The organism is Oleiphilus sp. HI0079 (assembly GCF_001635105.1).
Map to the genome: position 1 here is coordinate 1 of NZ_LWFT01001372.1, position 23,325 is coordinate 23,325.

Sequence of the window (23,325 nt, forward strand, 5' to 3'; positions counted from 1 at the left end):
CGCTTAAACAATCAGGTAAGACCGGATCGTTTAAAAAATGAGATCATCGGATGTGCCGACGACATAAAGCAGAATATAGGAACAGCACCTACTTCATTCTGCTACCCCAACGGTGACACCAGCCAAAACGCACTAGAACTTGTTGAATCAAGGTATCTTGCTGCAGTTACCACGCAAACAGGAATAAACCAGCCACAAAAAATTCAATCGCACCTGCTGAAAAGAATTGGGGTGCATGAGGACTCGTCTCATACACAAACAAAGATAAGAAGTAAGCTATTCGTCTAAAACTAAAATCACGATCTAAGAGACTCAAGGTATCGCTTGAGCTCTCGCCAAAAAGGCTTTATGTCCCCTAAACGATTCACTTCAAAACGACGCTTCGGTTTCCAAGGCAAAAGGAATTTCAAAAACGATTTAAGAAACACACCAACAGAATACTCACGGCTCTTGAGCACCAAGTAAAGCCGATCAAGATCCCCTAACAACCATCGCAACTGAACACCTTTTTTATATGGAGCAATGCTTCCAACAGTTTGACCTAAGGAGACTTTATGCAGAAGCGCTGGGAAATCGACACCTGAATCCACAGCCAATTGCAGCGACCCCCAGAACCTCGAGTTCACCTCGATTACATAAGGCTTCCCTTGCTTATCAACCTTAAACTCGACCATCGCAACGCCATGCCAGTTCGCCGCATCAAGCAACTGCTTCGCAATAGATAACTGTTCTGGATCAGCCTCAACACTCTCACTTAAAACACTTACGCCCCCTGATGGAGGCTTTTCACGAAGGCGTTTATGGGCAAAATGCACTACATACTCACCCTTGTTATACAAAAGAAAAACACCGCTACCGTAGCCTTCGATATATTCCTGAATCATAAAGGGGTAATCACGAAAATAAAGCGTTGAGCTTACTAAAGAGACGAGTTCTTCTCTCGAATGCGCATAGGTGACAGATGTATTGATCCAACCATCACTACCCAAGCCATTGAAATCATCTGAGCCATGCGAACCAACTCCATCAGGTTTAATTCGCGAGAACGTGGGCTTGAGAACAACAGGGAATGAATACTCTTTTTGGCTTTGTTCAAAATCCTGTAGGCCGCTAAAGTAATCACTAGCTGGGACGTTTAAACCAAGCTGCTGGCAGAGTTTAACCAAAGCGCCTTTGTCGCTTAGGCTTTTTACAGTATCTAAAGCAGGGAACGGCAACGTCACAGGTTTGAGCTTATCAACATGTTCTAAAAGTGTGTAAACCGTTATCTCTGCTACGGGATAAAGCACCTCAACGTTGTATCGCTCAATTAACTCATTAATACGTTCAATGAATGCTTGGGCATTCCCTGGATCAGGATAGCTATCCGAATAAGCGCAAAACTTTGAAGCGCCAGCTAAAGTATCGCTGCCAACATCTGCACAAACCACCTGAACCCCAGCACGGCCCAAAGAGCGAGTTACACTAAGCGCACTGCGCTGATTTGCATCTAACACTAAAACAGTAGACAAGCTCTTATCCTTTAAAGCCCTAACCGCAAGGAAGGAAAAACAATTTATAATGGCTTTCAGTAACGAACGCTCTATTCTTAGAATAGCAACAAACATAAAGAATGTCGGAATCCACGAAAAAATGGAAGCACAACAGAGCTACTGTCGCGTATTAATGCTGCACCGCATTGCAAACCCAGCAATGGGAATCTCAGGGATTGAAACAACCTGGCTTGAAAACTCTATAGCGCTGTTTCTTACAAAAGGCTTTCGTTTTTTATCGCTAGAAGAATTTAAGCACTATATAACATCGCAAACGCCCTTCCCTGCCAACGCGTTACTAGTGACGATTGACGATGGTTATGCGGACCAAGTCAACGAAATGGTCCCTGCATTTTTAAAGCATGGTATCAAACCTGCTGTTTTTCTCATCAGCAAGCTCATCGAACAGCAAGAACTCCCGTGGGATGAAAGCATTCGCTACATTGCTGAGCACACTGCAAAGCCATACATCCATTTCGATCATTTAGGTGGCAAGCTCCATTATTATTTCGACACAAGAGAGCACAAAACCTGGGCAAGACGAGATTTCATAGCGCGCTGCGAACTCTTGGATAAGAAGAGCTTAGCTGATTCGATCGAATCTTTTGCAAAAGCAGCCGACGTCGAGATTCCCAAAGCGACTAAAAACGGTTTCGAGGCTGCCTCACTATCAAACATCCTTAAGCTATCAGAACAAGGCGCAAGCTTTAGCAGCCATACCGACAGCCACTTGATACTAGCCAGTAATGATGACCAAACCTGCCTACAAGCGATACACAATGCGAAACCTCTTTTTGAGAATAATGAGTTTGAAACTGAATGCTTTGCATACCCAATAGGTAAAGACCACTCAATCATCAACAAGCTCAATATTCCAAAAGAAGCAGGATTTACATTAGCGTTTACGACAGTAGAAGGCATCGCAAGCCATCAATGCGATGCCTATGCCATACCAAGGATATCTTACCCACTGAATGAAAAGCAGCTTGAGGAGATTTGTTCACCCTTAGCTCTGTATCGGTACGACCAAAGTAATTGGCTCATCAAGCTCCACAATCTAAGAACACTCAAAATATTAATCAATGCCTATGGCGGCAAAGCGGCCTCGCTCACATGGCTAAAACACCAATTGAAATTGTTCAGCGGGCGCTATCAAAAGTATCGAAACTTGGATTTAGATAGCATCAAGCGGGTTGTGTTTTTCTGTAAAGGCAACATTAACCGTAGCGCAATCGCAGAAGCAGTTTTCGCGACCAACTCCACTATGCGCCATGCGTCTTTCGGCCTAAAAACAGAGCAGCAATTCCCGCCTAGTGTCGAGGCGCAACGCTGGGCTCGAAAAAACAATCTAACAATAATCCAACATAAAACAACGAGAGTTGAAGACTTTATAGTCGAACAAAGCGATCTATTAATCGCCTTTGAGCCAGAGCAACTTCAGCTCATCGAACAAAACAGTCGCCAAGTCAGCAAGGTACAATACTCACTGCTAGGCCTTTGGGCAGACAAGCCTTGGGCTTATATACATGACCCAGTGGCTCGCCCAGAAGAATATTTCGACAAGTGCTTTACTCTTATCAAGCAAGCAACTAAAAATCTGGCATCTACATTAAAGGCTAGCTATTACACAGAAAAAATATAGAGGAGTTATATGATGCCTCAAACCCTCTAGATAGCTTTGATACTAGCATCTCAAAAGATTACTCGATTCATCCTACGATAAGATAAAAACTAACACCTGAACTCATCCAAAAAAACCTCATTCAAGCGCATCATATCTTACGGGCTCATTCTCAGTATTAATCAGATAACGCTCTCTCGGCGTAAAAATGGCGTGTAGGCCTTGATTTGAATGAGGCAATTCAATCCCCCCCGCATCTAACATCGTTCCAAATAATTCAGTCAAAGAGAAAGGTTTACTCAAATTGAGATTTAGGTTTTTTTCCAGTTCAGGGCGCACATGAATATATTGATCCGACAACCAAACAAATAATGGTATATCGGCTACATATCTAGTTGGCACTACCCCCCCATGCCCAAAGCGCCCATGCTCATCATCCAAAATATTTTCACCATGATCTGAAAAATAGAGCGCGTACGCGATCCTACTTGTGGCCTCTACACTGTTCAACAACATAGAGAGGACATGATCGGTATACAAAATCGAATTATCATAACTATTCAACAGTCTCTCGCGTATATTTGGGCTTGAAAAATTGTAGTCGTCACCTCTGGATGCTGGCCGAAAAATCTCAAATTCTGCAGTATACCGTTCACGATACACTTCATGACTTCCCATTGTATGAATTACGACAAACAATGGCTCATCAGAATACTTCGCTAAAACATCATCAAAAACAGGAACCAACGCTTCATCGAACACATTTACGAAACCACCCTCGTTATTCGTAAAAACTTGCTCATCAGCTTCCTTGGCAATTGCAGTAATTGGTGTATCAATGGCCCCCCCCTGCTTCTGATTTGAAATCCAAACCGTCTTATAGCCCGCTTCACTAAAAGCAGTAATTAATGTTTTCTCAGTGATGATTCTATCTAAGTCGTTTGGGGTGGCACGCGAGAGCGCAAGTTGAATACTTTCGCGCGTGTGTGTCGCAGAAGTGATAACATCTTGAAAGAAAAACAAATTCCGCAATTCTGAAAGCTTCGGATTCGTTGCTCTAGGGTACCCCCCTAACTGCCAATTTACTCTTCGAGAGGTTTCACCAATCACAAGCAAGACTAAAGGACGTTGACCCAACTTTCTTGTACTCTTTGCACCGAAGACAAAGTCTTTCTTTATCTCATAAGACGCTTCGAGGGTTTCACGGTAACTATAATAACGTTGCATCTTTGTAACATAATTAAATGGATAAGCATGACTCCACAATCGATTTCCAAGCTCACTAAATCCCGAAGTGAAGTTTCCACTCATTCGATGAATATCGACTCCGGTTTTAGCGAAAAAAACAATTAGTGTAAGACCAAATACAACGCCAGCTAAAAGTCCTACTTTTAAATGAAGCTTGGCCCGTAACAAAAAAACCGCAACTAATAATGGAAATACTAGCGCAACCACAAGTAACAGATGAAAGCGATACGCATGCATAAACTCATACGATTCAGTTGGATTAGTTTCAAAAAACGACGCTACAGCTGCCATTGTGGTATACCCGTCAAACTCAACCACATGAACAAATTCAAACGCCGACAATGGGGTACAAAATAAAATAATCGTAAATAAAAATCGTGCAGGCAGAAAACTTGCAATCAAAACAAATAAAGAACTTGTCCACAGGGTATAAAAAACCGCCGAAATCATGCCTTTTTGCTCAACCAAGTTTGGGACCATAGCCCAAACAGGTATTAAAAAGAAAATAAGCAAAAGAGCTGTTAATATTTGTTTGTTATACTTTTTCATCCTTGCTACTTCTTCCTCATACAGCGGTACTTTCGGATCACAAAATTGCTTCGTGCCACACTTATAAACATAACTATACCAATATTTGTATTCATATATAATTGGAGGCAACTGAAGATCAAACGTGAAATACTTCAACATAAAAAAGATAACAATGGAACTAACTACATCTATAACCGAGTTCAATAAAACCGTGCTTCACGTTATCGATACTACCGGCCCTGGCGGGGCGGAAACGGTATTTATTAACCTCGCTGACGGATTACGCGATAAAGGTTTTAAAAGCATTGCTTTGATTAGAGGCAAGGGTTGGGTTTTCGAGGAACTTCAACGACGAAACATTGAAACCGTCATCCTAGACTGCAAAGGTAGCTTCAACGTTCGTTTCTTAAAAAAACTGTGCACACTCATAAAGAAAGAACGCGTAGACATCATCCAATCACATCTACTCGGTTCAAACATCTATTGCGCGATGGCTGGGGTACTTACCCGTAAACCCGTATTTGCCACATTCCATGGGGCGGTTGACGTAAGTAAAACAGAACGTTTCTTAAAGCTGAAAGCTTGGATACTCAATACGGGCGTCACGAAATTTATCGCCGTAAGTGAAGGCCTGCTTGAAGAAATAAGACAATCCGGCTTGCTGAACGTTGACAAATCAGTCGTAATTTATAACGGCATCGATACTAGCAAGTACTTCAAGCGAGATTCTGAGGCCATAAGATCCTCTCTGGGTTTAGATGAAAACGTCATTTTAGTAGGCAGCCTAGGCAATGTACGCCCAGCCAAAGCCTATGACGTGCTAATCGAATCTGCTGCATTAGTGGTTAAAGATAACCCGAATTACCATTTTGTGATCGCAGGCGACACTGGCAAGGAGCCTTTGATGTCAGAGCTAAAGCAACTCATGAATCAGCTAAAGGTAAGCAACAACGTTCACTTTATTGGCTTTCAAGACAACAGCGCTGAATTCTTAGGACAGATGGATATGTTTTTACTCACTAGCTCCAGCGAAGGGTTTTCAATTGCGACTATCGAAGCTTTGGCGACGGGGCTGCCGGTTGTTGCAACGAAGTGTGGCGGGCCTGAGGAAATATTAGCTGACGAAGACGATTCGCTTCTTACTAATAACGCACCCCAGACTATCGCTAATAAGCTATTAGATTTAAGGACAAAACATAACACTACGAACAACGATAGCTTTAATAAATACGATCACAAAACAGTCTTACAAAGTTATGTCCAACATTACAGCAAACACCTAGAACAAAGCATAAGTTAAGGAGCCTAAGATCAAATATAAAAATGCAATTGTAACGATAGTGATAGGCAAAGAGGCAAATGCTATGTCTAAAACCTCCCTGCAAACCATAAAACCTTATGCTAAGAAATGCGATGCGGATCTCGTCGTAATCGAAAGCTTTGACTCATCCTCTCTTCCCCCTATGTACGCAAAGACACAGATTCAGAATCTGCTAAACGAATATGACCAAGTTCTGTTTATAGACATTGACATATTAATTACGCCAAAGGCTCCCAACCTATTCAAGCTATTTTCAGCAAGCGAAGATGTTTTTGCTGCCGTACCTGTCGAGCGTTTTTTTCCAGATGTTGGCCGAGAAAAGAGGAACCTGTCTAAAGCTCTCGGCGAAATAGCTTGGACAAACCAATACTTTAATAGTGGTGTCATGCTGATCGGTAAGAATCAGGCGCATATCGTAAACTCCAACGATGGACTGATAGAAAGATGGCATCAATGGAAAATCAATAACAATCAGAAGGGATTAAATGACCAAAGCGTCTTCAACTATCGACTAAACCTAAGCAAGACAAAACTAGAAGAATTAGATAGGAAATTTAATTTTACCAGAGCAAACAAAGACTTTTATGAGCGCTTTAATAGCTACTTTATCCATTATGCAGGGTTACGTGGTAACAGGACAACACTCATGGAACTAGATTATCGAGTGATTATGAATTCAATTACTTACTCATTGTATATAAAGCTTCCGTTACTATGCAGAATTCGTGACGCATTCGTAAGAAGGTATTTTAATTTGGGTTAAACACCCACCCGTCATCGCAGAAATAGGGTTCGAATTGTTAATGAGTTTAATCAAAACAATATACAAGTATATCATGCCTTTTGAGTGGAGGTTTTTATTGTATAAGCGTAGAAACCGCTCTGAAGTGCGCACGCTACGTAAAAAGGTATTTAAATCAGATAAAGGAAATTTTTCTCTACGTCATTACGATACTACTCAGAGCATTTTTGTCCACATCACGAAATCGGCTGGTACGTCAGTGGCAAAAGCGCTTTACGGAGAACTGCCCTATCATTACACCGCACAGCAGTACAGAGTAATCTACGGACGAAAAACTTTTAATGCATACTACAAATTTTGTTTTGTCCGTAACCCTTGGGACAGACTTTACTCTGCCTTTAGCTACCTAAAGGGAGGCGGTTGGAATGATGAAGATCGGCTTTGGGCTAACGAAAACCTCTCAGAGATTGAAAGCTTTGATGACTTTGTGATGAATTGGTTTTCAGAAGATCAACTCAAGAGCCATATCCATTTTTGGCCGCAGTCAAAGTTTATTTGTGATAGACACGGAAAACCCATCATTGACGACTTATACTACTTCGAAACGATAAATGAAGACTTTGATACGATCACTAAAAAACTAAACATCAATGCGCAACTAGCACACACTAATGCTTCGAAAAGAAAATCCTATCTAGATATATATACTCCAGAAACCATCGAAAAGGTGAGAAAGATTTACTACCAAGATATCACCAACTTTGGGTATAAATTTAACGGAATAAACCGTAAAACAATTAGAAATAAGACATTCGTCGATGCGAGATAGAACTACTAAACCGGGCATTTTATTGGTTGCCAACTGGGACTCTAACGTAGGGTTTGCATGGTGGCTGATGGAAAGTTTCTGGAGAGCCATCTCGCAAAAGTACGAACCGAGTTTTCAAAGCTATCTGGCATACCCAAGCATCAGCACTGTGCCACAAGCAATTGAAACGGCGCCTATTGAGTGCCACACCATTAACTTCACACTCAGTTCTCCCTCAAGCCTTTTTAGGCAACTTTCATTTATTCGTCAACATCACATAAAAACGATGTATTTTTCGGATCAAAAAGTTACCCATTGGCGCTATGCGGTATTTAAGTTATTTGGTGTAAAACACATTATCGTGCACGACCACACTCCTGGCGAACGCTCTAAAAGTTCGGGCTTAAAAGGTTTTGCAAAATCGATAGTGAATAACTCCATACTTAGCGCAACGGCCTTATTTGCAACCAGCGACTATGTAAAAACGCGTCTTATCGAAACTTATCGCGCCGCTCCATCTAAATGCTACAGCATTCCAAACGGCATACCCTACTACGAGGTTAGCAGAGACCGCTCTGTACTAGGCCAGTTTGATATATCGCACGATAGCACTGTGATTATAGGCACAGGTAGGGCAAATAAGTTTAAGGGTATCGACTTTGCTTTAGAGTGCATGGCCCAACTAATTAAGCAAAACCCAGATACAAAGCTAGTGTATTTATACTGTGGCGATGGCCCAGATCTCAAACACTTCAAACACAAAGCAAAGCACTTAGGTATTGGGGGGTATGTTCGCTTCCCTGGAAGGGTTTCAAACTTAGACGATACATGTGCAGCAGCCGACATTGCATTCCACCCATCTCAAGGAGAGGTAGGTTACTCGCTCTCGATTCTAGAGTACATGCGCGCAAGATTACCTGTTGTTGTGCCCGATAACCCCTCTGTTTGCGGCGCAACTAGCGATGCCGAGACAGGATTAGTCTATGAAAGAAATAGAATAGATTCTGCAGTATCCGCACTATTGCGGCTCGCTACTGACTCAAAGCTGAGAAAACGCTTGGGCGCTAATGCACATAAAAGTATAAAGGCCAACTATAACCTAGACACAAGCCATGAAAGACTAATCAATGCGTTTGAGGCTGCACAAAGTGTCTAACTCAACGATTCTTTCGCACTCAGCGATTTACGCGATTGGCAACATTGCGCAAAAAATAGTAAGCATCATTATGCTACCTATCTATACGCAAGTACTAAGCCCTGCTGATTATGGGGCCGTTGCTCTAATCACGTTCTTTATTGGCCTTGTAGATGTCACACTTGGTGCAAAGCTAACACAGGCCCTACCAAAGTACTATCATGACTACAACACCCTAAAAGAAAAAAACAGCGTTGTATTTACTGGCTTCAGTATCACTATACTGGCCGGCATCATAGCCACTATACTAGTATTATTTACCCGAGACATAACCGCAGATTATCTGTTTGAGTCCTCAGACTTCGCGATTATTATCGGTTTGTTTTCTTTACTCATTGTCAACCAATCTGCCGAGTATAACGCTCTCACCTATATCAGATTGCTTGAACGCCCTTGGCTATTCACTGCCATCAGTATCGCTAAACTCATCACTCAACTAACCCTGAATATCTATTTCGTGGTTTATTTAGAGCTCGGCGTATTAGGTGTTGCTTACAGCGCTGCAATCTCAAGCACGGTTTTCGCACTTGGACTAACGTTATTTACACTGCTAAAAACAGGACTTCACTTTGACCGCACCATAGCCATAAAAATGCTCAAGTTCTGCTGGCCTTTATGGATCGGCGCGTTTGCAGCTATTTATTACGGCTCGTCTAATCGCTACTTCATGAGTGAATTTAGCACGCTAGACGACATTGGTTACTTCGAACTCGCCGTGAAACTTACTATGATAATGTCGATTTTGATTTGGCAACCATTTAGCCAAGTATGGCAATCTGAGCGATTTAAAATCTATAAAGCGCCCAACGCCCAAGAAACCTACGGAAAGATTTTTACGTATATTTCGAGTGTGTTGCTAGCTGCCGCATTGGCAACCAGCTTATTTGCACTCCCCGTAATTGATATTATGGCTAGTGATGAGTTTCTACCTGCTGCTAAGGTTGTCCCCATACTTTCTTTGGCCGTTGTACTTACATCACTTAATTTCTTTTTTAATTTTAGTTTTTTCGCAACAGAAGCGACTAAAACAATCTCTCGCAACAATTACATATCGGCGGCATTTATCACATTGCCGCTAATACTTCTGATTCCAGAGTTCGGTTATATCGGTGCAGCTTTCGCAGCGTTAATTGGAGGGGTATTTCAACTCAGCCTTACGGTTTACAGCGGGAAACAGAAGTATGATATGGGGGTAACTTGGAAGTATTTCTTTCTTGTTTTAGTTACTTGTTTATCAGCCTTACTGATCGACCAAATATTACTACAGCCTCTTAGTTTACTAACCGCAATTTTGTACAAAACATCATTGTTACTAGCAAGCGTGCTTACTATCATTGCTATTATCAGAACAGATAGCACAATACGCTCAGAAACTAACGTCCTATTCGGTAAGCTATTAAATAAAAAAGCCAATAGAACATAGGCACTCTATGGTTAAACGCCGTTATAGACTATTGCTTTGTGCTACCAGTAGATCTCTCATTTGCTCACCAATTACTCTGTCTGAAAAATTTTCTTCGACATGACGGCGAGCATTCGACTGCAGCCTAGCCCAATCGTCAGTCCGATCAATTAAGCCTGTTACAGCATTAAAAATAGCTCTCGACGATCGATCTTTTATCAATATCGCGTTCTCTTCATCGGCGACACACTCTGGAATACCGCCCACATTAGTAACAATAGGGATTAAACCACTACTTTGTGCCTCTTGAATCACTACCCCTTGCGTCTCAGTCAGAGCACCACTTTTACTAACAGTGCTGGCTAACACAAACAAATGACAGCGCCTAAACAGAAGGGATATATCCTTACTTGGGAGATTCTCATGAAATGCCACTCGATCTTGTAAACCCAACTTCTCGGTTAGGCTTTGCAACCATTGTTTACCACTAGAACCTACGCCAACAAGATTTAACTCAACCTTAACACCCTCATTTACTAACCGCCTTAGTGCAATTAACAAGTAGTGCTGCCCTTTACCTCTATGGAATCGGCCCACTGATACCAAACGTAGTAGAGCTCCGTTTTGAGGAGGTAACATAGGACTATAAGGGAAATCCTGGATGGGCAAGCCCTGAGGCTGTACTACGACCTTATCTGCAGCAACACCTAAGCCAATTACTTCATCTTTAGAGAAATTAGTATTTACAATAACTTTAGATGCAAACCTATAAAGCACAGATCTTTTACTCATCGATAACTGAGCAACTCCTTCCGGCGGCAACCCATGAAACGTAACCACTAGAGGCACCTTTAATAGTCGAGCTAAGTGCAGAAATTCATACCCTGCAATTTCTTCATGAGCATGAATAAGCGACACACCTTCAAAGTATTGTTTATTTTTTTCGAAATATAATCGCTTTAAGGAACTCACTAGCTTAGCCGCGCCATTTAACTTCTTGGAAGTACTCTGACTAAGAAATAGCTTAATGAACTGCACCGGAGATGAAAGCATTTGCCTAACAAGCTGCCAAGCAGAACATAAACGGAAGGGTAAAACATGCTCACGCAAGCCCAATTGATCTACTTTCTGTTGATACGCCTCTGGCTTTTCATTTGCTGAATAGATAACAAACGGGAGGTCTTGAATTTGTAGCTGAGCAAGATAAGTATCCATCCACGGCTGATTAATAGCAGGGAATCTAGGTGCAACCACCAAAACTTTAGTCAAGCAAAACTCCCAATCCCTTTTTGACGCTTTCCACCAGCCACTCCTTAAAAATGGTAGCCGAAGGTATCGACAATAAAACTCTCTCGTGAGGCAACCAAGTTAATAGAAGTTTCATCGTAATATACTTCTTTCTCTCCTCTCTTTGAGACGTTAGTGCGCTTATTAGCGCCGCCTAAAATTTCAGAACGATGTTCATCTGACAACCCATAATTAGCCTTATCAAGCGCAGCAACAAAACCTTTTTCAAGTTCCTCATTACGAATAACATAATCAACGATTCGCTCATCTTTCCAAGCATTATCCAAATTCGCTACCGCAGCATTTTCGAGACTAAACAAATCAAAACTGGTGAACAGTTTAAAAAGTCGATAAGTCATTAATCCATGCTGTTTCGAGATTTTAGCGAAGCCATAGCCTTCACGAAGGTCTAAAGAGTTTTCAGGGTTAAGCACTAATTGTAACCAGGTTCTAAATTTCTCTGGGTCATTCGCATCTTCATAACACCATTCCCAGGCAGCTCTATCTTTGACAAAAACATCATTAACACATTGTCGCGCCGCATACTTAAGCTCAAAAGAGTCATGCCCCATTTCTTTATTAAGCTCACGATAATAATACAAAGGGGAAATACGAGAGGTTGTCTGCTGATGGACCGAACCCTTACCTAAACAACCATAAGCCCACAAAGAAACATACCAATCCCAAGGGTTTCGCACAGAACCAAAAACAAATCTACTTTTATACTCAGCGGGCAAACGATTATGTTTACCCTCTCTGTGTCCACCTAGATATTTTTCCATTAAGCGGCCGATATGCGTACCGCCTGTTTTATGGAGCTCTAAAAACACGAGCTCATCTGAAACCATCATAAAATTAAAGTCCTTGTACTATATACTTATTGGACAACAGTACCCTTTAGGCTGCCTTCAGGAGGGGGGTTTGCGGGAGCTTTATAATCAATAGGGCCTATATAGTGATCCGCTATTTCAACGCTATCAATATAAATATAACCGCTGGCATCATTATAGTGCTGCCAATTACCTATGATAGACATTTGCTTGATATCGCCATAACTCATATCTGTCCGTTCAACCAATGGCTGCGTACTCGTTGCATCTGCAGCAGATAAATAAAGCCTATAAATACCGTCAGAAGCCGCGCTCGAGCTCTCGCGGATGAAAGTCTCCTCTAGATAATACCAACGCCCACGTTCAAACTGAAGTTGTCGAACCGTAAAACGACTGCTTGGAGAGGCTGTATCTACCATCAGTGTTTCGTCGCGATTTACATCAACATATGCTATCGGCGTCGCACTATTAAACTTACTATACCCGAGTTTCAAACCGACACTTGGAAGTACTGCATTTTCATCAATATAAAGATAAAACCTTTTAGACAACGTTCCTTCAAACTCAAAGTTGGTGTTGGAAATACCCTGTAAGTAGTTTATTGCCAGGTTGCAATCATTGCGCCTGTTGATATCACCACCGACAACGCCATCAACCCCGCAAGCCTTTGTGACCTTTATTTCGTCTCCTGGTTTAAAAAGGGCGCTGCCATTCATTGAATTTGAAATTGGAGCGTCGCCGACAAAACTAACTTGTGAACCAATCACATTGGATGCCGACCATGCGCTCCAACGATCAGATTTATTAAATACTGTCCTAAGGTTTGAAGGGAGAATTGTCGAAAAGTCTTCGCCATCAACAACTAACGAATTGGCGCCGGCTTCTGGCAAAGAAGATGACACCGTATAGCTATCCGACCCACAGGAATTGCACCACCCATTTCGGCCAGCAAAATCCAACCTTAAAGAATAACCACTTTGTAACGAGACATCATTAGAGACCGAATATATATCACCTTCTCCAACCATCATGCCAAATTCGTTTGAAGGTGAATAAGGCGTCTCCCAAGACCAAACTCCTTCACTACCAATAGAACCAGTATCAAAATCAGCCTTAAAAAAAGTCTCTGTATATCCTATCTGAGCCTGAACCGAAAAATAAAACGCCAAGAGCGTCCTAGAGCTTAATCTCAAGAAATTCATATGCACTCCCCTCTTTGTATCTCCTTTAAATTAGCATTGAATAAACAATGTGCCAATTTGAAGTTCTCAGCGATACAAACCGAAACGAAAAAGTCTAAGGTGAGCTACCTTAATTCACTAACTGACTGTTAAAAAGGGCATTAGGCGCGATTAATTTGTATAATTACGCAAATCGCAATTTACCCGAATAAAGCTTCATATGCCCTTGCCTAAGCAAAACTCGATGAGCCAGCCGCACACACAAAAAAATAGAATTCTTTGGGTTTCCCACTTCATCCCCTACCCACCTAAAGCCGGCCTCATAATTAGAAGCAACGGACTAATTAAAGCACTTAGCCAGAACTTTGACATAGATATAGTCATGTTCAACCAGCCTCGATTAATGGCCGGATTTTATTCTGATTCAGCTAAAGGGACTCGAGAAGCCCTAGAAAAAGTGGCTGAATTCGCATCGAACAAGGTAACTTTCGACATACCTACAGAAAAGAATAAATGGACTAGGTTAAAGCTAATTGTTAGCAGCTTATTATCACGTATGCCTTACACTATAAAATGGCTTGAGTCCGAGAATGTATTCCAGACTCTAAACCAACTCACAGCTGACAATGAATATGACCTGATTCATTTTGACACCGTATCTCTCGACCCTTTCTATAGCGCCATTCTAGCTGGAAAGAACAAATCGACCATTGTGATGGATCATCACAATATCGAGTCACATATGATGACCAGAAGAGCTCAAAAAGAAGAAAACCTTCTTAAGCGAATATATTTTAAATGGGAAGCCATAAAGCTCACAAAATATGAACAGACAGAGCTAAACAAATACCACGCACATGTCACATGCTCGGATGATGACACGAAGCGCCTGACGCAGCTAGTTCCGAACGCACTCATTCGAACTATTCCTAACGGAATAAGTTTGTCTGACGTGTCGCGTGACTATGCACCGAAAGACAATACAATTCTATTTGTCGGTGGGCTGTCGTGGTACCCAAACTTAGAAGGCGTTCAGTTTATCATCGAGCAAGTAATACCTTTACTCAAAGCGAACAATGTACGATTTCATTTTAAGGTGATCGGCGAAGGCGCATCTGAGAAAATTAAAGAAAAGTACAGAGACACCCCAGAAGTGCAGTTTTTAGGCTTCGTGGATAGCTTAGTTGAGCATTACTCCAGTGCTTCAGTTATTGTTGCCCCCATCTTCGATGGCGGAGGGACTAAGTTAAAAGTGCTCGACGCCTTGGCGAATAATGTTCCGCTAGTAACAACAACTCTAGGATGCGAAGGCATAAAACTAACTCATGAGAAGAACTGCCTAATAGCTGATACAGCAACACAAATAGCCTCGAATGTGCAAAGAATATTCGAGGACGAAAGACTGGGGCAGGAACTGACTAAGAACGGTTATCAAATAATCGAAGAGCAATATTCTTATGAGAAAGTGGGGGAGCAGCTATGCAACTTCTATAAGAACTTGATAGCAACTAAGAGCGGCCAACCCGCTGTCGATACCAATCTAGAAACATAAGCAAGGCCCATAGCTTATTGCTATTATCTGACGCGGCTGACTGATGTTGATTCCAAACCTTCAAAATTAGGGTTTTGTCTAATAATGGAATATTAGAATCATCTATCAAAGCTTCAGCCCACTCTCTTAAGGGGCCTCGCAACCACGTTGCAACAGGAACTGAAAAGCCCATCTTAGGGCGTTCAATTAACTCCTTCGGAACATACTTATAAAGCACTTGCCGGAGTAGCCACTTGGTTTGCCCATCTTTTATTTTCATGGATAGCGGCGTTTGCCATGCAAACTCGACGACTCGGTGGTTAAGCAAGGGCAATCGCGTTTCTAAGCTAACAGCCATGCTCGCGCGATCAACTTTCGTTAAGTTATCACCTGGCAAATAACTAAGTTGGTCCCAATACATCGCTTTGTCGATAAAGCTTGAGAGCCCGTTTGGCGCATTCTCAAATAAGTCTATATTAATTTGGGCGTGCGAAATTAACGGAAAGGAACCTGGCTGCCAGTATGATATCAAGTAACGATAAGCCGAAGTGATATCGCCGCACTCAAGCAAACTGGCGAGCTTCTGTACCTTCAAGCCGACATTATTCTGCTGCCCATCATCGCCTGCGAGTTTCGCTAAGGCAGAATATACAGTATTCCAAAAAGTGGGTGGCAAAACCTTTATAAACTTAGCGAATATACGCCTTAAAAAGAAAGGCAGCTTCGACTGAGCTTTCCATACTTTTTCCATATAAACATATCGGTTATAGCCGGCAAAAAGCTCATCACCACCATCTCCCGACAGACAAACGGTGACATTTCCTCTAGCCAATTTGGAAACCAAATAAGTTGGTATTTGAGAAGAGTCAGCAATGGGCTCGTCATAAATAGAAGAAAGCGACGGCACCAAGTCTAAACAATCCTGTCCACTGATATATAGCTCGTGATGATCAGTACCTAAATGCGACGATATATCCTTGGCAAAATTAGCTTCGTTAAAATCCTTGTCATCAAAGCCTATCGTGTACGTTTGTGTTGGTTTTGAATTCACCTGTTGCATAATTGCAACAACAGTGGACGAGTCTATACCGCCCGACAAAAAAGCGCCAAGCGGAACATCAGCTAAAGATTGCTCAGATATAACCTTTCTTAGTGTGCTATCTAGTCCTTCGATAGCCTGCTGTTCTGTCTGAAAGAAACACTTGGCTTTGTCGTCGATGACATTTTGAACCGACCAATAGGGAACAGGAGAAATGCGAGCGGAATTGGTAACAGGGGAAAATTCTGTGCGCTCAACTTTATTGCCATTTACTGAAAAACAGATAGAGGTGCCCGGCATTAATTTATATATACCAGAATAAATGCTTAGTGGTGCGGGAACATAGCCATAGTAGAAGTAATTTGAAAGGGACTCACTATCAATCTGTAAGTCTTCAGCAATAATTTCTATAGACTTTAACTCTGAAGAAAAAACGAAACGCTCACCTAGCCAGCCATAATAAAGGGGCTTTTCACCTAAACGATCACGACATAAAGTAATTACATTTTTATGCAAATCCCAAAGAGCAAAAGCAAACATCCCTTCTATTTTAGAAAGAGTAGCAGACAGCCCCCACTTTGATATTGCCTCGATTAAAACTTCTGTATCGGAACCTCCGAAAAAATTAGAGCCTTGAGCGCTTAGCTCATTTTTGAGCTCTAGGAAGTTATATATTTCACCATTGAAAGAGATTTGATAGCGAGCACATTGGGATTGCATCGGTTGGTGCCCATGCGCACTTAAGTCTTGTATAGAAAGGCGCCTATGCCCAAGGCCGATACCTAAACTCGTATCAGACCAATAGCCAAAACTGTCAGGCCCGCGATGCACGATCTCACCGGCCATTAGCTCAAGATCTTCCTCGAGAGAAAAGCCCTGCCTTGTTCCTACAACACCGACAATCCCACACATAAACCCAACCCAAACCTACTCTATAATTTTTTATTAACGTGAACGAGCTGTCGAATGAAATAAGTTGTATGCCACCGAACAAAAAGCAAGATGAATCCACATAAAGGGATAATACACGACCGAAACAAACTGACCTGCTATCAAAAAACCCACGAACGAAACATTGAATGAGCTAGCTATACGTAGAAGAGGTTCGTGCGAAATCAAAGCTCTCCTTCTTGTTAATTTACGAATAACAACCAAACCCGAGAGTATTGCACCAATATAAATAATCAATCCTGGATAACCTAAATCCGCACCCACTTGCACCATAATATTGTGGGCAAGTTCCGCGCTATCATAAAGCATATCTTCAGGGTAATACGTTTCGTAATATGGTATGAAATTAAAATAACCTACCCCCATCCATGGATGCTCTATCATCATGTCGTACCCGTTTTCCCAATATAGAAAACGTTGCTGCGAGGTTTTATCTTTCCCTGATTCTGTAAAACGCTGTTTCTGTTCGTCTGGCAAAAAGTTCCATGCTAACAGAGCAACTAACAAAGCACTCACTAACACCTTTAATTTAAATATATGTTTGGCAAAGCGCAGAGCAAATTGGACCAAACCTGCTAGTTGCCCTCCACGAGAACTAGCGCCTAGTATTACCATACCGGCGGTAATAGGCATAAGCATGAGTACTCTTTGCTTCCATTTCGGCAAATAAGGTTTAAGGCCTAATGCGACAGCTAAAGCCATAGGCCAAAACACCGCCATTTGAATAGATAGTTCACCCGAATTTTGCATAAACCCTAGTGGGCCAGACAAACCCCATGATGTAAAAGAAAAGCCTCGCATTGCCCATGTTAATGCCAATGAAAACGACAACTTAAAGCTTGCGATGCAAAATATCGCTAGAAAGCACAAAAAACGCTGAGGCGTGGTCACGATATTAATAATCAAAAAGTAAATAACAAACCATGTATAAAAATTAGCAAGGTGCCTGTATGACCACTCAGGATAATGAGCATGATATGTTGACCATAAAATGGAGAGAAAAAACAATATCATCCATTTGTTGATAGGCGACTTGACCCATTTTTTCTGAGGGTCTGCCAATAGCCCAAGCAGCGCACCTATAACAAAGAGCTGCGCCCAAGGCAGAAAATCTAACCAAGGCCAAATCGATTGAGGTCGAACATACTCAGTGAATAGGTAAAGGCAAATCATCTTAAAGGCGAAACTTTCGCCCTTGAAATACGTCCACCAAGTTTTGAGTTCGAGGCGGTAGAGGTCTTCAAGCTTGATATCTTCACCCTTCATGCAGAGATCTCGCGATATAGAGCACTAATTGCTTGGGCGTTATCCAAAGCACTGTTAGGTTTTGCGGGCAAAACCTTCGAGTCACTAGCGAGTAGTTTATGTAAGGCTGAGGCATAAGACGAAGCTTCATGCTCCTCTGATAGAACTCCCCCCTCGCCTTGCTCAAAGCTTTCTGTCACTGCTCCTGCGTTATGACTAACGATTGGTGTACCTAGAGCCATAGACTCAAGCAATGTCATCGGTAAACCCTCATGATCGGAGCACATGACTAAAACATCCAAACTCTTAATGTAAGAGGCGACGCTTTTAATATGTCCATGGAAGGTAACCGCATCGGATAAACCTAGCTGCTCCGCTTGATTCTCTAATTGCGTTCGGAGTGGCCCATCGCCAATAACATGAAACTTTAACGCTTGATCTGTCGATTCTGAGTTTACTAGCTCGCTCGCCATATCCAAGAAAATATCAACACGCTTTACTAGCACTAGCCGTCCGACAATGCCGACATGCTTTACCTTTAACTTGGGCTCATGAAGCAAAAAAGGAGCATCTGCTTTTACGTTTTCAAGCGCCTCAAGGTCTACGCCATTTTCAATTACCGTAATGTGCTGTTTTGGGTAATTAACTTGAAGTTTGCGCGCTAGCTCTTCTGATACCGCGATAATCTTCTTTTGAAGGTACCGACCACAGAACTGATCGACTGACACTTGAGTCCTGTTTTTCCACTGAGCCCAGCTGTAATCAAACTCTGGTGCCCCGTGCTGCGTTCTAATACAGGCAGCTCTTATAGAAAGGAAGTTTGCGCAAGAAGCAAGAATATTCTCTTTTTGGCGGTGCGTATGAATGATATTTGGCTGTAGGGTTTTTAATAAGTGGCGAAGGCGCAAGAATATCTCTGCGCTACTGAGCTTAGCCTCATCCAGCACATGCACTTGAATGCCTTCTGCTCTTAAGCGTGCTTCAAGCTCTCCGTGATTAAGTAAGACCACTTCCACTTGTGTATTGGACATACGCGCTAAATACTTACAAAGGGTATGCACTTGCGCTTCTGCTCCACCCCATAAATCGCCTGAGGCCACTTGAAGGATACTAAGCGGCTGCACAGTTATACCTTTGACCAGGGTCTGACCCTTTCAACACCACCAACGAAAGCGGACCCCGACGTGCATAGATTTATCATCACAAAAACTCCCAGCGCAGTCCTAGGCCTGCGGAGGTTTCATCAAAATCGCGACTTGAAACATCATCATTACTTCGTGTCTCGTATCGCAAAAAACCGTCGGTATATAAATCTTGAATAAGCTGATATTTAAGAGACAAGGTGAACGCATGGGTAGTGTCTTTACCTAACCCCCTGGTTAGTCCAAAACTCTCACGGCTATATTCGTACTCGGCCCTGGGGATTAATCGTGAGTAGATTTTTGGTGCAAAACCAAGAACGGCACCACGATAACGTTCTGTGTAATTGCCCTTTGCAAAATCACTCTCTTCATATATCAGACCGACATCATAAGTGAATGAGCCAGCATCACGATCAACATTCAAGTTCACACGGTCTCGAGTTTCGATATCGGTTTGCGATGTCGCTTGCGTTGGATCTGTTTCAAGCACATTCCCAATTTCATCGTCTTCAAAACCAATAGAAGTATCAGAAATAGATTGATTGAAACTTAGCGACCATGAATGCGCGAATAGTGCCGAGCGGGTGGCACGAATGTCGATGTATCGTCCATCGGTTGTCGGCGCGATATTGGAGCTTACTTCTTGTCGGCCAAAATCTGCTGTAAGCGAGCCATCGGTATAAAGACGAGAAAAACCAAGCGTTACACGGCTATTTTGAATCTCTTCTTCGTCGTCACTTTCGATAATCTCAGAGTAGTTTGCGCCAATATTGAACGAAGTGAGACGGTTAAATTGATGTGTGAGCCTTGTCGAACCTTCCGCTCGCTCATTACTGGTTGCTGTTTCGTCTGAGTTATCAACCTTTACGTAGGAGCCATTCAAATTAAAACGCATCGTACGTGAGATCGCGTAATTGATGGTGGGGCCAGTTCGAAAAATGTTTCGGAACTCTCTGGTATCGGGGTTCTCGTCATCGGCGGAGTCTTCAACGACATCTGTTCTAGAGAACGTCGCGCGCCATTCAAGAAACTCCTCAATCAAATCGATGGTAAACAACCCAAAGCCCGTGGTTAAAGATGTCTCGTCTTCATACGTGCCCTCATAATAGTGCTCGTTCTCGACACTGAGGCTAGCATCTGCACGAAAGCGCTTTCGCACCTCTTCGATACCTAGCTCTCCGTAGACGCGTTGGATGACATCACTTTCGGGATTATTCGCAGACTGACGTACGTTATCAGTTGGCTCCAAGCGCATGCCAACAGCGCCCGAGGTCTCTACAGCATTTGCCTGTGACGCACTCATAAAAAGTACGCCGACAAAGGCTCCGCTAAAGAATATCCCTGTAATTGCTTTTAGCCTAAAATCCATCTAGTACTCGTTATTGCCCTGATTAGTTTCACTTGCCGCTTGCAAGCGTTCACCTAAGCTAGGCTCAATTGTTGTAAATTAGCCCTGCCAGCTTATCTTCGTCGACTATATTAATGGCAGCTTGAATCTTGTCCGTAGTGACACGACCATGAGGGACTACCAATACCACCATATCCACCAATCCCGCCAAAATCCGTGCCTCCGAAGAGTTCACTACCGGCGGTGCATCGATAAAAATGTATCGATCGGCGTAACGGCTTTTCACCTCGTCGATAAACGCGAGCATCTTCTCAGATTCAAAATACTCTGCTGCACCCTCACTATTCGAACCAAGAGGAATGGCTCGCAAGCGCTGAATGCCCGTTGCGTAGACGATATCTTTGATACCAATCTCTGAGTCACTCAAGTAATCCGTAATCCCAATTTCAGCTTCGCCAAAAATGAGCTTTTGCGCGCTTGGGGAGTAAAGGTTGGCATCGAGCACTAAGCTCGTTTTCGCTTTATCAAGCGCGAAGACTGAGGCAAGGTTATGTGCGACAAAACTACCACCGCCCTGATTACTGACAGAACTGACCATGCATACGAAGTTTTTCTTCTTCTGCAACTGCAACAACTGCGTGCGCAACTCGCGAAATATATTCAATACTTGTGGGTTATGCATGCCTGGATAAATAAGCTTACGCGCATCTAGCTCCGCGGGGGTAAACTGATCGACCTCTTCCATTTGGCCTATCCGAGGGTTTGACTCAGAAACCGCAGCCTTGTATTCATTTGAGAAGCTATCATTTTCTTTGATCGAAGTCATAGCAGCACTCCAAAATGAAAGGCCAAAGCCACACCAACATAGGCCGCAAAAATTGCAACCGCGAGCAAACTACAAATCACCATATCTGATCGGCGTAAGCGCTTGGTAAGCGGTGTATTTACATGCGGAATCACCGACAAAACACGCACATCAAAAGCCTGTAATGCAGACGGGAAGCGTATTCTTGGGTCAAGTAGCACGTAAGCAACGGCTAACCCAATAATCGAAAGAAGCGCAACAAAAGGCCCAACAATCACAAAATGAATAAAGCGCAAACCTGTTGGCATAAGCGGCGGCAATGGCGGTTCTTGAATGCGGTAGGTCACACCCTGCCCCTCAATATTAAGGGTCATTGAAAGGCGCGCGTTCTCTTTGCGCTCGAGCATATCTTCATAGATTTTTTTGGTGACATCATAATCTCTTACTAACTCAGACTCCTCTGCACCCCGTTCCGCAACGCGCTGACGACGCTCAAACTCATTCGCGAGCAAATCGTTAAACACACTTAGACGCTTCTGCTTCGCTTGCATAGAGGTCTCAACTTGCGAGATTCGACTACGTAACTCTTGATAAAGGGGGTTAAGCAAAACTTCGCTCCCCTCTTCTATCTGCGTCGGCTCACCATCAATTTGCTGATCAGTTGCACGTTCATAGGCGGCCTCATTAATCACCCTTTTTAAATCAGCAATTTGATAGCGCAAGGTGATTACGTCGGGATAATCTTCGGTGTACGTCAGTAAAAGATTGGAAAGTCGAGACTCTAGCTCCTGCAGTCGAACAGAGTACGCATCCACTTTCTTCGTTGTCGCGGCAAACTCAGACTCATCCAAAATTTGCTCTTGAAGAGATCGAAGCGTAATTTTGTCCTCATCGATCGAAATTTTAAGCTCTTCTATCTGACTACGCAGGCGCTGTATGCTAGCGCTGACGTCTGAATCCCGACCATCGAAATTCTTCGATGCGAATTGTTTCAGTTTCTCTTCTGCGCTCACTAACTGGTCTTTGTACTGCTTCACCTGGTTGTCGATGAACAGGAATGCTTCCCGACTTTCTGCACGCTGCTCTTCAGAACTAGTGCGAATAAAGGTATCGATAATGGCGTTGAGGCCTTCATAGGCATCATTAGCATTCGTAGCCGTGTAGTCGATCGCGATATAACCAGCACCCACTGATTTCACCTTAGTATTGGCTCGAATCGCACTCACATAATTTGCAAGCGCAGTGGGCGTTTCTTCAGTTTTTGCACCGTAAAGCTTCTTCGCTACCTGCGTGAGTAAGCGCGGGGAATAAAGCTTTTCTCTAACCACTTTTGCGCGATCGTCCACCTTGGACTGCTTGGCTTGCTTTTCTAATAATGGCCCCAGAATATTCTGGTTATCGGCGTAAATCGTCGCAGTCGTTTCATACTTCGCAGGCCAAAACATGCCAACAACTAAAACAAGAAAGCTCACGAGCCCGAAGGCTGTGAGCGCTAGAAATTTACGCTGCCATATCTCTCGGAAGATGACATTGGCGTACTGTAGTAACTGGGCAAAATCCATGTAG

General features: G+C 42.8%; 19 protein-coding genes. 8 read left to right on the forward strand and 11 right to left on the reverse strand.

Annotation, left to right across the window (positions count from 1 at the left end; genetic code table 11):
• The coding region (locus A3750_RS23620; protein WP_156498892.1) for a polysaccharide deacetylase family protein at positions 1–288 on the forward strand (288 nt) is incomplete at its 5' end.
• Between the two features lie 8 nt (positions 289–296).
• On the opposite strand, the gene A3750_RS23625 is transcribed toward A3750_RS23620, so the two are convergent.
• Positions 297–1,511, reverse strand: a complete 1,215-nt coding sequence (locus A3750_RS23625) for an ATP-grasp domain-containing protein (RefSeq protein ID WP_068548961.1) — start codon at positions 1,509–1,511, stop codon at positions 297–299.
• Positions 1,512–1,632: 121 nt separating this feature from the next.
• Between A3750_RS23625 and A3750_RS23630 the strand changes: the two genes are divergently transcribed.
• Positions 1,633–3,174, forward strand: coding sequence for a polysaccharide deacetylase family protein (locus A3750_RS23630; RefSeq protein ID WP_197475275.1), 1,542 nt, complete (start codon positions 1,633–1,635; stop codon positions 3,172–3,174).
• A gap of 117 nt (positions 3,175–3,291) precedes the next feature.
• Here A3750_RS23630 and A3750_RS23635 read toward each other — a convergent pair whose 3' ends face one another.
• Complete coding sequence (locus A3750_RS23635) at positions 3,292–4,950, reverse strand: phosphoethanolamine transferase (RefSeq protein WP_197475276.1); 1,659 nt, start codon at positions 4,948–4,950, stop codon at positions 3,292–3,294.
• A 124-nt stretch (positions 4,951–5,074) separates the two neighbouring features.
• Between A3750_RS23635 and A3750_RS23640 the strand changes: the two genes are divergently transcribed.
• The 5 genes from A3750_RS23640 (at position 5,075) to A3750_RS23660 (ending at position 10,421) form a co-directional block, all read left to right on the forward strand.
• Positions 5,075–6,232 carry a glycosyltransferase gene (locus A3750_RS23640; RefSeq protein WP_197475277.1) on the forward strand — a complete coding sequence of 386 codons (1,158 nt, stop codon included), beginning with the start codon at positions 5,075–5,077 and terminating at the stop codon, positions 6,230–6,232.
• Between the two features lie 64 nt (positions 6,233–6,296).
• Positions 6,297–7,016 carry a glycosyltransferase gene (locus tag A3750_RS23645; RefSeq protein ID WP_068548970.1) on the forward strand — a complete coding sequence of 240 codons (720 nt, stop codon included), beginning with the start codon at positions 6,297–6,299 and terminating at the stop codon, positions 7,014–7,016.
• A 40-nt stretch (positions 7,017–7,056) separates the two neighbouring features.
• Complete coding sequence (locus A3750_RS23650; protein ID WP_082873409.1) at positions 7,057–7,824, forward strand: sulfotransferase family 2 domain-containing protein; 768 nt, start codon at positions 7,057–7,059, stop codon at positions 7,822–7,824.
• Positions 7,814–8,959 carry a glycosyltransferase family 4 protein gene (locus tag A3750_RS23655; protein WP_068548972.1) on the forward strand — a complete coding sequence of 382 codons (1,146 nt, stop codon included), beginning with the start codon at positions 7,814–7,816 and terminating at the stop codon, positions 8,957–8,959. The genes A3750_RS23650 and A3750_RS23655 overlap by 11 nt, the downstream gene beginning before the upstream one ends.
• Complete coding sequence (locus A3750_RS23660; protein ID WP_197475278.1) at positions 8,952–10,421, forward strand: lipopolysaccharide biosynthesis protein; 1,470 nt, start codon at positions 8,952–8,954, stop codon at positions 10,419–10,421. Before A3750_RS23655 ends, A3750_RS23660 begins: the two co-directional genes overlap by 8 nt.
• Positions 10,422–10,442: 21 nt before the next feature.
• On the opposite strand, the gene A3750_RS23665 is transcribed toward A3750_RS23660, so the two are convergent.
• The 3 genes from A3750_RS23665 to A3750_RS23675 are packed head-to-tail and all read right to left on the reverse strand — an operon-like array spanning position 10,443 to position 13,686.
• Positions 10,443–11,669, reverse strand: coding sequence for a glycosyltransferase family 4 protein (locus A3750_RS23665; RefSeq protein WP_068548976.1), 1,227 nt, complete (start codon positions 11,667–11,669; stop codon positions 10,443–10,445).
• A 44-nt stretch (positions 11,670–11,713) separates the two neighbouring features.
• Positions 11,714–12,538 (reverse strand): hypothetical protein, encoded by an 825-nt coding sequence (locus tag A3750_RS23670; protein WP_068548978.1) that lies wholly within the window; start codon positions 12,536–12,538, stop codon positions 11,714–11,716.
• 26 nt (positions 12,539–12,564) lie between these two features.
• Complete coding sequence (locus A3750_RS23675; protein ID WP_156498894.1) at positions 12,565–13,686, reverse strand: hypothetical protein; 1,122 nt, start codon at positions 13,684–13,686, stop codon at positions 12,565–12,567.
• A 394-nt stretch (positions 13,687–14,080) separates the two neighbouring features.
• Here A3750_RS23675 and A3750_RS23680 point away from each other — a divergent pair, with 394 nt between their 5' ends.
• Complete coding sequence (locus A3750_RS23680) at positions 14,081–15,250, forward strand: glycosyltransferase family 4 protein (protein ID WP_197475279.1); 1,170 nt, start codon at positions 14,081–14,083, stop codon at positions 15,248–15,250.
• On the opposite strand, the gene asnB is transcribed toward A3750_RS23680, so the two are convergent.
• The 6 genes from asnB to A3750_RS23710 all read right to left on the reverse strand — a co-directional run bounded on the left by asnB (position 15,207) and on the right by A3750_RS23710 (position 23,321).
• Positions 15,207–17,180 (reverse strand): asparagine synthase (glutamine-hydrolyzing), encoded by a 1,974-nt coding sequence (gene asnB, locus A3750_RS23685; protein WP_068548984.1) that lies wholly within the window; start codon positions 17,178–17,180, stop codon positions 15,207–15,209. The genes A3750_RS23680 and asnB overlap by 44 nt on opposite strands.
• A gap of 33 nt (positions 17,181–17,213) precedes the next feature.
• On the reverse strand, positions 17,214–18,485 hold the full coding sequence (locus tag A3750_RS23690; protein WP_068548986.1) for an O-antigen ligase: 1,272 nt from the start codon (positions 18,483–18,485) through the stop codon (positions 17,214–17,216).
• A complete protein-coding gene (locus tag A3750_RS23695; RefSeq protein ID WP_068548908.1) occupies positions 18,482–19,588 on the reverse strand; it encodes a glycosyltransferase in 1,107 nt (368 codons plus the stop codon). Before A3750_RS23695 ends, A3750_RS23690 begins: the two co-directional genes overlap by 4 nt.
• Before the next feature lie 76 nt (positions 19,589–19,664).
• On the reverse strand, positions 19,665–20,975 hold the full coding sequence (locus A3750_RS23700) for a hypothetical protein (protein WP_068548988.1): 1,311 nt from the start codon (positions 20,973–20,975) through the stop codon (positions 19,665–19,667).
• A 64-nt stretch (positions 20,976–21,039) separates the two neighbouring features.
• Complete coding sequence (locus tag A3750_RS23705) at positions 21,040–21,780, reverse strand: CpsD/CapB family tyrosine-protein kinase (protein WP_068548990.1); 741 nt, start codon at positions 21,778–21,780, stop codon at positions 21,040–21,042.
• Complete coding sequence (locus A3750_RS23710; RefSeq protein ID WP_068548993.1) at positions 21,777–23,321, reverse strand: XrtA system polysaccharide chain length determinant; 1,545 nt, start codon at positions 23,319–23,321, stop codon at positions 21,777–21,779. Before A3750_RS23710 ends, A3750_RS23705 begins: the two co-directional genes overlap by 4 nt.
• Positions 23,322–23,325 lie beyond the last annotated feature (4 nt).